Source organism: Streptomyces roseolilacinus, from assembly GCF_014649335.1.
Lineage (GTDB): Bacteria > Actinomycetota > Actinomycetes > Streptomycetales > Streptomycetaceae > Streptomyces > Streptomyces roseolilacinus.
In genome coordinates this window covers 235,203-247,583 of sequence record NZ_BMSV01000008.1, presented here as the reverse complement: position 1 = coordinate 247,583, position 12,381 = coordinate 235,203, and the positions used below count along the sequence as shown (strand labels likewise).

The 12,381-nt window shown below is 73.9% G+C and carries 13 protein-coding genes; 5 read left to right on the top strand and 8 right to left on the bottom strand.

What is annotated here, in order from left to right:
• Window positions 1-70 precede the first annotated feature (70 nt).
• From IE106_RS20895 to IE106_RS20865, 7 genes are all read right to left on the bottom strand, one after another.
• Window positions 71-874, bottom strand: coding sequence for an ABC transporter ATP-binding protein (locus IE106_RS20895; RefSeq protein ID WP_189536304.1), 804 nt, complete (start codon window positions 872-874; stop codon window positions 71-73).
• Window positions 867-1,796, bottom strand: coding sequence for an ABC transporter permease (locus IE106_RS20890; RefSeq protein ID WP_189536302.1), 930 nt, complete (start codon window positions 1,794-1,796; stop codon window positions 867-869). The genes IE106_RS20895 and IE106_RS20890 overlap by 8 nt, the downstream gene beginning before the upstream one ends.
• A 111-nt stretch (window positions 1,797-1,907) precedes the next feature.
• Window positions 1,908-2,780, bottom strand: coding sequence for a glycosyltransferase family 2 protein (locus tag IE106_RS20885; protein ID WP_189536300.1), 873 nt, complete (start codon window positions 2,778-2,780; stop codon window positions 1,908-1,910).
• A 4-nt stretch (window positions 2,781-2,784) separates the two neighbouring features.
• A complete protein-coding gene (locus IE106_RS20880) occupies window positions 2,785-3,564 on the bottom strand; it encodes a CDP-alcohol phosphatidyltransferase family protein (protein ID WP_189536298.1) in 780 nt (259 codons plus the stop codon).
• A complete protein-coding gene (locus IE106_RS20875; protein WP_189536296.1) occupies window positions 3,542-4,603 on the bottom strand; it encodes an iron-containing alcohol dehydrogenase family protein in 1,062 nt (353 codons plus the stop codon). The genes IE106_RS20880 and IE106_RS20875 overlap by 23 nt, the downstream gene beginning before the upstream one ends.
• Window positions 4,591-5,328, bottom strand: a complete 738-nt coding sequence (locus IE106_RS20870; protein ID WP_189536294.1) for a phosphocholine cytidylyltransferase family protein — start codon at window positions 5,326-5,328, stop codon at window positions 4,591-4,593. The genes IE106_RS20875 and IE106_RS20870 overlap by 13 nt, the downstream gene beginning before the upstream one ends.
• The gene (locus tag IE106_RS20865) at window positions 5,325-7,154 is read right to left on the bottom strand and encodes a DUF5941 domain-containing protein (RefSeq protein ID WP_189536561.1); all 1,830 of its coding nucleotides are present in this window, start codon (window positions 7,152-7,154) and stop codon (window positions 5,325-5,327) included. Before IE106_RS20865 ends, IE106_RS20870 begins: the two co-directional genes overlap by 4 nt.
• A 378-nt stretch (window positions 7,155-7,532) precedes the next feature.
• On the opposite strand from IE106_RS20865, the gene IE106_RS20860 reads away from it, so the two are divergent.
• The 3 genes from IE106_RS20860 to idi all read left to right on the top strand — a co-directional run bounded on the left by IE106_RS20860 (window position 7,533) and on the right by idi (window position 9,916).
• On the top strand, window positions 7,533-8,474 hold the full coding sequence (locus IE106_RS20860) for a cation diffusion facilitator family transporter (RefSeq protein WP_189536292.1): 942 nt from the start codon (window positions 7,533-7,535) through the stop codon (window positions 8,472-8,474).
• A gap of 180 nt (window positions 8,475-8,654) precedes the next feature.
• On the top strand, window positions 8,655-9,206 hold the full coding sequence (locus tag IE106_RS20855) for a GNAT family N-acetyltransferase (RefSeq protein WP_189536291.1): 552 nt from the start codon (window positions 8,655-8,657) through the stop codon (window positions 9,204-9,206).
• A 116-nt stretch (window positions 9,207-9,322) separates the two neighbouring features.
• Complete coding sequence (gene idi, locus IE106_RS20850; RefSeq protein WP_189536289.1) at window positions 9,323-9,916, top strand: isopentenyl-diphosphate Delta-isomerase; 594 nt, start codon at window positions 9,323-9,325, stop codon at window positions 9,914-9,916.
• Window positions 9,917-10,026: 110 nt separating this feature from the next.
• Here the strand turns inward: idi and IE106_RS20845 are convergent, their stop codons facing one another.
• On the bottom strand, window positions 10,027-10,470 hold the full coding sequence (locus tag IE106_RS20845; protein WP_189536559.1) for an ATP-binding protein: 444 nt from the start codon (window positions 10,468-10,470) through the stop codon (window positions 10,027-10,029).
• A 220-nt stretch (window positions 10,471-10,690) separates the two neighbouring features.
• Between IE106_RS20845 and IE106_RS20840 the strand changes: the two genes are divergently transcribed.
• The gene (locus IE106_RS20840; protein WP_189536287.1) at window positions 10,691-11,434 is read left to right on the top strand and encodes an enoyl-CoA hydratase/isomerase family protein; all 744 of its coding nucleotides are present in this window, start codon (window positions 10,691-10,693) and stop codon (window positions 11,432-11,434) included.
• A 51-nt stretch (window positions 11,435-11,485) separates the two neighbouring features.
• Window positions 11,486-12,346 (top strand): SCO6745 family protein, encoded by an 861-nt coding sequence (locus IE106_RS20835; RefSeq protein WP_189536557.1) that lies wholly within the window; start codon window positions 11,486-11,488, stop codon window positions 12,344-12,346.
• Window positions 12,347-12,381 lie beyond the last annotated feature (35 nt).

Here is a 12,381-nt window from a genome sequence, read left to right as displayed (position 1 = left end):
GCGGGGCCCGGGCCGGATGGTCCGGCCGGGGCCCCGGCGGTGTGACGTGCGACCCTCCGGTCGGGTCCGGCTAGCGGCCGGTCTCCCTCTCGTACGCCCGGAGGACCTCGTCGGTCGGCCCGTCCATCAGGAGCTCGCCCTTTTCCAGCCACAGGACGCGGTCGCAGGTGTCGCGGATCGACTTGTTGCTGTGACTGACGAGGAAGACCGTGCCGGCCTCCTTGCGCAGCTCGCGGATGCGCTCCTCGGAGCGGATCTGGAACTTGCGGTCGCCGGTGGCCAGCGCCTCGTCGATCATGAGGACGTCGTGGTTCTTGGCGGCGGCGATGGCGAAGCGCAGCCGGGCGCCCATCCCGGAGGAGTAGGTCCGCATGGGCAGGGTGATGAAGTCGCCCTTCTCGTTGATGCCGGAGAAGTCGACGATGTCCTGGTAGCGCTCCTTGATCTCCTCGCGGGACATGCCCATGGCGAGGCCGCCGAGGATGACGTTGCGCTCGCCGGTCAGGTCGCCCATGAGCGCGGCGTTGACGCCGAGGAGCGAGGGCTGGCCGTCGGTGTAGACCTTGCCGTGCTCGGTGGGCAGCAGGCCGGCGATGGCGCGCAGCAGGGTGGACTTGCCGGAGCCGTTGGTGCCGATGAGGCCGATGGCCTCGCCCCGGTAGGCGGTGAAGGAGACGCCGCGCACGGCGTGGACCTTGCGGACGCCGCGGCTCTCGCCCTTGTCCCGGCGCAGGATGCGGCTGAGCGCCGCCGTGGCGCTGCCCCGGCCCGCGACCCCGCCGCCGTTGACGCGGTACACGATGTGCACGTCGTCGGCGATGACGGTGGGGATGCGGGACCCGGTCGGGCGGGCGCCGTCGATGTCGTCAGCCACGGCCGTACCGCTCCTCAGCCTTCCAGAAGAACACGAACCCGGCGACGCCGACGACGACCGCCCACAGCAGCGCGGCCAGCCAGACGTGGTCGGGCAGGTTGTCGGAGGTGTACCCCTCGATCAGCGCGAAGCGGATGAGGTCCATGTAGACCGCCGCGGGGTTGTACATCAGGACCTCGGCGATCCACGCCGGCTTGTCCTGGAGCATGATCGGGATGGAGAACATCACGCCCGACGCGTACATCCACGTCCGCATGACGAAGGGCATCAGCTGGGCGAGGTCGGGGGTCTTGCTGCCGAGCCTGGCCATGATCAGCGCGAGGCCGGTGTTGAACGTGAACTGCAGCGCCAGCGCGGGCAGGATCAGCAGCCAGGCGAGCGAGGGGTAGCTGCCGAACACCGCCACGATGACGAACAGCACGAGCATCGAGTACAGCAGCTGCTGGAGCTGCTGGAGGGCCAGCGAGATGGGCAGCGAGGCGCGCGGGAAGTGCAGCGCCCGCACCAGGCCCAGGTTGCCGGAGATCGACTTCACGCCGGACATGACGGACGTCTGCGTGAACATGAACACGAAGACGCCCGTCACCAGGAACGGGACGTAGACCTTCTTGTCCATGCCCCGGCCGGCCTCGAGGATCAGTCCGAAGATCGCGAAGTACACCGCGGCGTTCAGCAGGGGCGTGGCCACCTGCCACAGCTGGCCGAGCCGGGCCTGGCTGTACTGGGCCGTGAGCTTCGCCTGGGAGAACGTCAGGATGAAATGACGCCGTCCCCACAGCTGCCGGACGTACTCCGCCAGGCCCGGGCGGGCGCCGCTCACCGACAGGCCGTACTTGGCGGCCAGTTCGGCCGGCGTCAGGCCGTCGTCGGGCGAGGGCGGGACACTCACGGCGACCGCTCGGTCGTGGGTTGTCTCACTCACAGGTCGAAACTTTCGTGTTCACGAGGCGGGGGGCGGGAGGGGTGCGGCGCCGGGGTGTCCGGAGAGGGCGGCGGCCCTTCCCGGACACCGGTGCCGCCGGGTCCGAGCTTGTCAGATGACGGGCGGACGGCCCAGTCGCGTGAGGCGCCACACCGTGCGCCACCTCATGGGCCGCCGGGGCCCGCAGGGCGTCGTCCAGCCCTCCTTGAAGCCCCCGAACCACGCCTTCAGCGCGGCCCCCGACGGGCGCCTCAGGAGGGTGAGCAGCAGCCACACCCCGACGTACACCGGGACCAGCGGCGCGGGCAGGTTGCGGCGCGCCAGCCACACCCGGTTCCGCGCGACCATCCGGTGGTACACGGCGTGCCGGGACGGGGCGGTCGTGGGGTGGTGGAGCACCATGTCCGACCGGTAGTCGATCATCCAGCCGGCGTCCAGGGCCCGCCAGGCGAGGTCGGTCTCCTCGTGCGCGTAGAAGAACTCGCCGGGCAGCGGCCCCACCTCCTCGACGACCTTCGACCGGACGGCGCTGGCGCCGCCGAGGAACGTCGTGACGCGGGAGGACCGCATCGGGTCGGAGGCCCGCAGCCGGGGCACGTGCCGCCGCTGCGTGACGCCGGTCTCCGGGTCGGCGATGCGGAAGCTGAGGATGCCCAGCTCCGGGTCGGCGGCGAAGGCCTGCCGGATGAGCTCCGCGGTGTCCTTGCGGGGCAGCAGCCCGTCGTCGTCGAGGAAGAGCAGCACGTCGACGTCGGAGCCGTTCGGGCCGAACGCCTCGATGCCGACGTTGCGGCCGCCGGGGATGCCCAGGTTCTCGGGCAGGTCGACGGTGCGGACCCAGCCGGGGACGCCGCGGACGGGGGCGCCGTTGCCGACGACGACGACCTCGACCGGCTCGCCGTCCTGGCGGGCGACGGACTCGATGAGGGCGTTCAGGTCGTCGGGGCGGTCGCCCATGGTGATGATGACGGCACCGAGCTTCACGCGGTCACCTCAGCCTGCTCGACGCGAGGATCGACACCAGGTGCAGGAGGGTCTGCAGCAGGGCGATGCCGGCGAGGACGGCGACGCCCAGGCGGCTGAAGAACAGGTCGTCGCGGACCGTGTCGGCGACGGCGAGGACCAGGATGAGCAGGCTGGCCTCGATGCCCAGGACGAGCCGGTGGAACTTGATCGCCGCGGCGGCCCGGCGGGCCAGCGCGAGGCCGGACGAGCGCGGCTCGGACGCCGCCTCCTTGACCGGCGGCAGCCCGCCCTGGTGCCGGGCGACGCCGACGAGGTCGGTCTCCGCCTTGATCAGTACGGCTCCGAGCGCGGCGAGCGTGCCGAGGAAGGCCCACAGCCAGTCGACGCGGCCGCCGCCCCACAGGTCGGCGGCGCGCAGGCCGAAGCCGACGAGCACGGCCGCGTCGCACAGGTAGGCGCCGACGCGGTCCAGGTAGACGCCGCCCAGCGAGAACTGCTTCTTCCAGCGGGCGACCTCGCCGTCGACGCAGTCGAGCAGCAGGTACAGCTGGACCATGAGCACGCCGAGCAGCGCCCCGGGAATGCCGGGGACGAGGAGGGCCGGGGCGGCGAGGACGCCGGCGACCGTCATCACGTACGTCAGCTGGTTCGGCGTGACCCGCGTCGTGACCAGGTGGCGGGTCACGCGCAGCGAGACCTCGCGCATGTAGAGGCGGCCGCCCCAGTGCTCGCCGCTGCGCCGGTCCTTCACACCCGGCGGGTGGACGACGGGGCGGAGCTCAGCTACCGATGGTTTTTGCATAGTCGGCGTACGCGTCCCTGATCTGGTCGGTGGACAGGTCGAGGTGTTCCAGGATCGTGAAGCGCCCGGGGCGGGTCTGCGGCGCGTACGCCACGGTCGCGGCGAACTCGTCCGGGGTGAACCCGATCTCCTCGGGCAGCACCGGCAGCCCGTGCCGGCGGAGGACCTCGGCGAAGAGGCCGGCGTCGTCGCGGGCGCCGCGCAGGTGCATCGCGAAGGCGGCGCCGAGCCCGCACTGCTCGCCGTGGAGGGCGCGGCGCGCCGGGTACAGCAGGTCGAAGGCGTGGCTGATCTCGTGGCAGGCGCCGGACGAGGGCCGGCTGTCGCCGCTGATCGACATGGCGATCCCGCCGAGCACGAGCGCCTCGGCGAGGACGACGAGGAACTCGTCGTCGCCGAGGCCGCCGGGGTGGCGGAGCACGGACTCGCCGGCGGTGCGGGCCATGGCGGCGGCGAGGCCGTCGACGCTCTCGCCGGTGACCCGGTGGGAGAGCTGCCAGTCCGCGATGGCGGAGATGTTGGAGATCGCCTCGCCGATGCCGGAGCGGACGTACCGCGCGGGGGCCCGGCGGATCACGTCGAGGTCGATGACCATCGCGATCGGCGAGGGCACGCCGTACGAGCCGCGGCCGTTGTCGTTGTCGAGGGTGGCGACCGGGGAGCAGATGCCGTCGTGGGAGAGGTTCGTCGCGACGGCGACCATGGGCAGGCCGACGCGTGCCGCGGCGTACTTCGTCACGTCGATGATCTTGCCGCCGCCGACGCCGACGACCGCGTCGTACCGCTTGCCGCGGATGGCGTCGGCGAGGCGGACGGCGGAGTCGATGGTGCCGTCCTCGACCGTGTACCAGTGCGCGTCGGGCAGCAGCGGCTCCAGCTTCTCGCGCAGGGCGCGGCCGGAGCCGTTGCTGACGGCCATCGCGAGCGTGCCGGACGCGGAGATCCGCTGGTCGGCCAGGAGGCCGGCCAGCTTGTCCATGGCACCGTCGCTGATGTCGACGACGACCGGCGAGGGGATGAGCCGGGTCAGTACAGGCACGCGATCTCACGGCCCTTCGCGAGGTCGTCGTGGTTGTCGATCTCCACCCAGCGGACGTCTCCGATGGGGGCCACGTCGATCCGGAAGCCGCGGTGGACGAGCTCCTGGTAGCCGTCCTCGTAGTACAGGTCGGGGTCGCGCTCGAAGGTGGTCCGCAGGGCGTCGGCGAGGTCGTCGGCGGCCTGGGGCTCGATGAGGGTGACGCCGATGTACTCGCCGGTGGCCGCGGCCGGGTCCATGAGCTTGGTGATGCGGCGGACGCCGAGGCCGTCCTCGGCGACGACCTTCATCTCCTCGTCCGCGAGGGACTTCACCGTGTCGAGGGCGAGGATGATCCGCCGGTCGCCGCCGCGGGCCGCGAGGAGGGTCCGCTCGACGGAGACGGGGTGGACGGTGTCGCCGTTGGCGAGGATGACGCCCTCCCGCAGCACGTCACGGGCGCACCACAGGGAGTAGGCGTTGTTCCACTCCTCGGCCTTGTCGTTGTCGATCAGGGTGAGCTTCACCCCGTACGCGGCCTCCAGGGCCGCCTTCCGCTCGTACACGGCCTCCTTGCGGTAGCCGACGACGATCGCGGCCTCGGTGAGGCCGACCTCCGCGAAGTTGGCGAGGGTGAGGTCGAGGACGGCCTTGTCCCCGTCGACCGGCACGAGGGCCTTCGGAAGCGTGTCGGTGTAGGGACGCAGACGTCGTCCGGCACCGGCTGCGAGTACGAGGCCGATCATGCGGGTTCTCCTTCGTCGTGTACGGCGGGTGCTCCGGAGGACACCCAGAAGCGGATGGACTCCGCGAGCCCCACCAGCGCCACGGCGCCGGCGAGGGCGGCGAGCGCCAGGGTGAAGCCGTCTCCGCCGCCGGTCGCCAGGAGGGCGGCGAGGACCGCCACCAGCAGCGTGCGCCCCTCGTGGCCGCCGAGCGCCCGCACCAGCCGGGCGGGCGGCGCGCCGGTACCGCCGCGGATGCGGTACACCGTGTCGTAGTGATGGTAGGCGACGGCCGCGACCAGCCCGAACGCCGCCGGGAGGGCCCCGGGGGCGTCGGCGCGGGCGGCGAGGGCGAGGACCGCGCCGTACTCGGCGGCGCGCAGGACGGGCGGGACGAGCCAGTCGAGGGCGCCCGTGAGGGGCCGGGCCACGGCGGCGCCGGAGGCCACGGCGTACAGGAGCGCCGCCAGGACGACGAGGGGGCCGCCGAGCGGGGCGGCGCACGCGGCGGCCAGGAGCACGGCCGCGCCGGCCAGGGCGTACGGGGTGCGGCCGCCGACCGGGCGGGCCAGGCGGCGGGTCGCCTTGGCGGCGGCCTCCGCGAGGGGGCCGCTGTCGGCGAGGTCCGCGAGGGCCCGGGCGGCGCGGTCGGTGCGGCTCGCCCTGCGGGTGAGGGAGCGCAGGACGCGTCCGGCGGTGGTGTAGCAGGCGGCGAAGGCGCAGCCGGCGAGCAGGGCGTAGAAGACGACGCGCGGGGTGGTGACGGCGGTGAGGACCGCGATCATCGCCCAGCGCTCGCCGATCGGGAGGACGATCATGCGCCGCACCCAGACCGTCCAGCCGACGCCGTCGAGCCGGTCGGAGAGGGCGGCGGTGGGGCTGGTGTTGCCCACGGCGTCGTGGTTGGCCTCGTTGAAGGAGAAGTCGACGACGTGGCGGCAGGTCTGGAGGACCATCGCGCCGAGGGCGAGCGCCCACACGTCGTCGCCGCCGCGGGCGGCGCCGAGGGCGAGGCCCGCGTAGTACGCGTACTCCTTGGCCCGGTCGAAGGTGGCGTCGAGCCACGCGCCGAGCGTCGAGTACTGCAGGGAGTAGCGGGCGAGCTGCCCGTCCGTGCAGTCCAGGACGAAGGAGAGGAGGAGCAGCAGCCCGGCCGCGACGAAGCCGCCGCGGGTGCCGGTCGCCGCGCAGCCGGCCGCGATCAGCGCGGTGACCAGCGAGGCGGTGGTGACCTGGTTCGGGGTGAGGCCCCGGCGGGCGCACCAGCGGGCGAGGTAGCGCGAGTACGGGCTGATGCAGAAGGTGGTGAAGAAGCCGTCGCGGGACTTCACGGCGGAGCGGAGGCGCACGGCCTCGTCGTCCACGGCCGCGACGGCGTCGCGGGTCTCCTTGCGGGTCTGCGGGCCGGTGGGTACGGCGGCGACCAGCGACCCGAGCTCGGGCCGGTGGACGGTGACGCCGTCGGCCTCCAGGGCGGCGGCGAGCGCGTCGGGCAGCGTCGCGGGCCCACCGGCGGGCGCGGATCCGTCGGCGGGCAGGGGCTCACCGGCGGGCAGGGCCGCGAGGGCGCGGGTCAGGGACGGGCGGGCCTCCGGCTGCGCGGTGAGGACGCCCGGGGCCGCGCCCGCGGCGAACCGGGGGTCGGTCAGGGCCAGTCGCAGCGCGTGCCGGTGGCCGACGAAGCGCGGGTCGACGACGGCGACGCGCTCACCGGCCGGTACGGCGGCGAGCAGCGCGGCGGTCTCCCGCGGGTCTGCGGCGGTGCGGATCTCGAAGCCCAGCGACCGCAGATCGCCCTCGAGCGGCGATCCGGGTACCGGAGGACCGGTGAGGATGGCGGTCGACAGACGAACTCACTCCTTGGAGCTGACAGCTGCTGGGGCGCGGCGGCTCGGCCCGGTCGCGGGCGGCGGCACGTCGGCAGAGGCTATCGGATGAACGGAAGGCGCAGCTCACCGAGGTTTCCCCGGCCGGCGGCGCCCGGCCCGGCGGCGGGGTCATCATCGTCGATCATCGGCTCGGCCCACAAACCCCGGGGCCGCGCCCTCCCGGCCGGCGGTGGACCGGCCGGTTCGGCGCAGGAGGTGGCCGGATGTCGCGGGGGGCGGAGAAGCGCAGGTCAGAGGCAATGACAACGGTGTTCAGCCTCAGCTTGCCCATACCCCCCACCCGTAGTTGACTGACCGCTCGGAAGGCAGTCACTGATCTGATCGGGAGGCGTCCTCATGGGGGCTGGGCACGACCACGGGCACACGCACGGAGGGCCGCCGCCGACCGGCACGGCCGGCGCCGCACACCGCTGGCGGCTACGGGTCGCCCTCGCCATCACGCTCTCCGTGATGGTCGTGGAGATCGTCGGCGGCATCCTCGCCGACTCGCTCGCCCTGATCGCGGACGCGACGCACATGGCGACCGACGCGGTCGGCCTGGGCATGGCGCTGCTCGCCATCCACATGGCGAACCGCCCGGCCACCGTGAACCGCACGTACGGGTACGCCCGCGCCGAGATCCTGGCGGCGCTGGCGAACTGCCTGCTGCTCCTGGGCGCCGGCGGGTACGTCCTGTTCGAGGCGGTCCAGCGGTTCGTCACGCCGGCGGACACGAAGGGCGGGCTCACGGTCGTCTTCGCCCTGGTCGGCCTGGCCGCGAACATGGTGTCCCTGTCGCTGCTGGTGCGCGGGCAGAAGGACAGCCTCAACGTGCGCGGCGCCTATCTGGAGGTGCTGGCGGACGCGCTGGGGTCGGTGACGGTGCTGGTGGCCGCCGGGGTGATCCTGGCCACGGGGTGGCAGGCGGCGGACCCGATCGCGTCGCTGGTGATCGCCGTGATGATCGTCCCGCGTACGGTGAAGCTGCTCCGGGAGACGCTGGACGTGCTGCTGGAGGCGGCGCCGAAGGGCGTGGACATGACGGAGGTGCGGGCGCACCTGCTGGCGCTGCCGGGGGTGGAGGACGTCCACGACCTGCACGCCTGGACGATCACGTCGGGCATGCCGGTGCTGTCGGCGCACGTGGTCGTGGAGGCGAGCGTGCTCGACGGGGCCGGCCACGAGAAGATGCTGCACGAGCTCCAGGAGTGCCTGGTCGGCCATTTCGACGTGGAGCACTGCACGTTCCAGCTGGAGCCGAGCGGGCACGCGGAGCACGAGGCGGGCCTGTGCCACTGATCACCCGGCTGTTAGGCTGCGGACGGGAGACACCCGACCGGATCGTGGAGAGGAGCTGGGTTCGATGACCGCAGCGGTCAGCGCCGTCCTCGGCGGCGAAGAGTTCCGTTCCCACTCAGGCTCCCGGGTGTCCGGCTGACACGACAGGCCGGGGACCCGCTCATCCAAGGGGTTTCCACGTTGTCCCACGACGACTCCACCCACACCGTCCTCCCCTCTCCCCTCCCCCGCTGGCGGACCCGTCCCGAGACGGAAGCCGACCGCGCCTCCGTCCACGCGGTGAACGCGGCGGCCTTCGAGACCTCCGCGGAGGCGGACCTCGTCGACGCGCTACGCACCGACCCGGACGCCTGGCTGCCGGGCCTGTCGTACGTCGCCGAGGCGCCGGACGGCTCGATCGCCGCGTACGCGCTGATCACCCGCTGCCGCGTCGGGGACGCCCCGGCCGCGGCGCTGGCCCCGGTGGCGGTCGCCCCGGAGCACCAGCGGCGCGGCGCCGGCCAGGCCGTCGTACGGGCGGTCCTGGACGCGGCGCGGCTGGCCGGCGAGCCGCTGGTGCTGGTGCTCGGCCACCCGGAGTACTACCCGCGCTTCGGTTTCGTCCCGGCCTCGCGGTACGGGATCCGGGCGTCCTTCGACGTCCCGGACGAGGCGATGATGGCGCTCCGGCTGGACGCCCGGGGTGAGGTGCCCCCGGGCACGATCACCTATCCGCCCGCGTTCGGCGTCTGAACCACACGGGGGCCGCGTCCGGCCGGGGTACGCGAACGCGATGCGCCGGCGGGCGGCCCCCGTACGGCAGACTGAGGATGGCCCCACAGGGCCGAGAACAGATGCGAAGGATGGTTATGCCGACCACACCCGCCACCGCGGCGAGCAGCTCGCCGAACGGAGCCGCGCCGTCGATCATGCTCGAACTGGTCGACGAGGACGGCACCACCATCGGCACGGCCGAGAAGCTCTCCGCGCACCAGGCGCCCGGCCGGCTGCACCGGGCGTTCTCGGTGTTCCTCTTCGACGAGGAGGGGCGGCTGCTGCTCCAGCGCCGGGCGCTCGGCAAGTACCACTCGCCGGGCGTCTGGTCGAACACCTGCTGCGGGCACCCCTACCCGGGCGAGGCGCCGTTCACGGCGGCCGCGCGGCGGGTGTCCGAGGAGCTGGGGGTGTCGCCGTCGCTGATGGCCGAGGCGGGGACCGTCCGCTACAACCACCCGGACCCGGCGTCGGGCCTGGTGGAGCAGGAGTACAACCACCTCTTCGTGGGGATGGTGCAGGCCCCGCTGCGGCCGGACCCGGAGGAGGTGGAGGAGACCGCCTTCGTGACGGCGGCGGAGCTGGCCGAGCGGCACGCGTCGGCGCCGTTCTCCGCCTGGTTCATGACCGTCCTGGACGCGGCCCGTCCGGCCGTCAGGGAGCTGACGGGGGCGGCCGGCGGCTGGTGAGCCCCTGACGCCCGGACCGGCCCCGGTGGTGCGCCCCCGGCCGTACGCGGCCGGGGGCGTCCGCGTTCCGGGCGCCGGAGGGCGGCCGGGGCCGGGCCGGCGGCGCCGGGTCAGCGGGGCAGCGCGGCCCAGACGACCTTGCCGCCGCCCGGGGCGTGCTCGACGTCGCAGGAGCCGCCGGCCTCGCGGGTGATCTCGCGGACCAGGAGCAGGCCGCGGCCGCCGGTCCGGCCGTGGTCGGTCTCCAGCGCCTTCGGCCGGTACGGGTGGTCGTCCTCGACGGCGACCCGCACCCACTCGGCGCCGACCGCGACCTCCACCGCCATCTGCGGGGAGAGCGGCGCCGCGTGCCGCACGGCGTTGGTCACCAGCTCGGAGACGACCAGGAGCAGCCCCTGCACGACGTCGTCGGCGACCGGGACCTCCTGACCCTCCAGCAGGTCCCGGACGGCGTGCCGGGCCCGTGGTACGGAGGCGTCCACCGTGGGTGCGGTGAAGCGCCAGACTCTTTCGTACGACGGCGGCCGGGCCGGGACGCTTCCGCGGCTCTCCATGGTCCGGCTCCTGCCCTCGTGCTCGATTGTCGCCACGGACCGAGTGTTGGCCCCGGGGCACGGACCCCGGGCAGGTGGTCGGAACTGACCGCTTGTCAAGCTGCTTCGCTCGTTCTTGTAAGCGACCCTTATGGGTTCGGTCGTTCCTGATCGCCTTCTGACGCGCCCGCGGCGCCCCTCCCCGGTCGTACGGCCGGGGTCCCCGGATAGCATCCGGCGCATGGAGCCGCAGCTGGAGCACCGCGTCGCGGACGGGGTCGCCACCGTCGTCATCAGCAACCCGGCCAAGCGCAACGCCATGACCGCCGCCATGTGGCGGGCCCTGCCGGAGCTGCTGGAGGAGCTGGCCGCCGACCGGGACGTGCGGGCCCTGGTGCTGACCGGCGAGGGCGACACGTTCTGCGCCGGGGCCGACATCTCGACGCTGCACGAGCCGGACGACCGCCAGCAGTCGCTGGCCGTGCGCGCGGAGGAGGCCCTGGCCGCCTTCCCCCGGCCGACCCTCGCCGCCGTGCGCGGTTACTGCGTGGGCGGCGGCTGCCAGCTCGCCGCCGCCTGCGACCTGCGGTTCGCGGAGGCGGGCGCCCGGTTCGGGGTGACCCCGGCGAAGCTGGGCATCGTCTACCCCTCCTCGTCCACCCGGCGGCTGGTCTCCCTCGTCGGGCCGGCCACCGCGAAGTACCTGCTGTTCTCCGCCGAGCTGATCGACGACGAGCGGGCGCTGCGCACGGGGCTCGTCGACGAGGTGCTGCCGGCCGGGGAGCTGGAGGGGCGGGTCGACGCGTTCGTCCGGGTGCTGCTGTCGCGGTCGCCGCTGACGCAGGCCGCCGCCAAGGAGTTCGCCGCCGGGCTGACCGACCGGGACGCGCACTGGGCGCGGGAGGCGCGCGGGAGCGGGGACCGGGCGGAAGGCGTCGCCGCGTTCCTGGAGCGGCGGCCGCCGCGTTTCACGTACCGGGGCTGACCGGACCCCTGGGAACCGTACCGACCGGTCGGTAACGTATGGGGCATGACGATGACGACTCTCCCGCCGCGGGCCGTGCGCCGCTGCCACCACCCGGTCAACCTCCTCCACTCGAGCGTCTACTTCTCCCCCGAGTTCGGCGAGGAGCTGGCCGGCGCCGGCGTCGCCGACCCGCACGCCGCCTACTTCGCGGGACGCGCCGCCGCCATGGGCGCGGTGGGCGCCGGAGTGGTCGCCGCCACCTTCTACAACTTCAACCACGCCCTCATCGCCCGCCACCTGCCCGCCGTGTGGGACACCGCGTCCCCCGCGGACGTGCTCGCGGCGCGGCTGCGCGCGGCCGACCGGACCCTGCGGCGCCTGCTCGGCGACGCCGTCGACTCGGCCGACATGGCGGAGGCCGCCGAGCTGGCCCTGCACGCGACGGAGGCGTGCACCCGGCACGCCCGGCCGCTGTACGCCGCGCACGCCGACCTGCCCGTACCGGACGCCCCGCACCTCGCGTACTGGCACGCGGCGACGCTGCTGCGCGAGCACCGCGGGGACGCCCACCTGGTCGCCCTGCTGAACGCCGGCCTCGACCCGCTGGAGGCCGTCGTCAGCCACACCGCGACCGGCACGGGCATCGCGCCGCGCTGGGTGCTCGCCTCCCGCGGCTGGCAGCAGTCCGACTGGGACGCCGCCGTGGAGCGGCTGCGCGGACGCGGGCTGATGGACGCCGAGGGCGGGCTCACCGAGGCGGGCACCGCGCTGCGCGAGGAGGTGGAGGACCACACGGACCGGCTGGACACGGCGCCGTACGCCCACCTCGGCGCGGCCCGCGTCGAACGGCTCACCGGGCTGGCCAAGGGCTTCCTCGCGGCGGCGGCCGCGGCCGGCGCGTTCCCGCCCCACCTCACCGGGCGGAGCTGACCGCACGCGCGCGTGCCCGGCGCCGGCCGGGCACG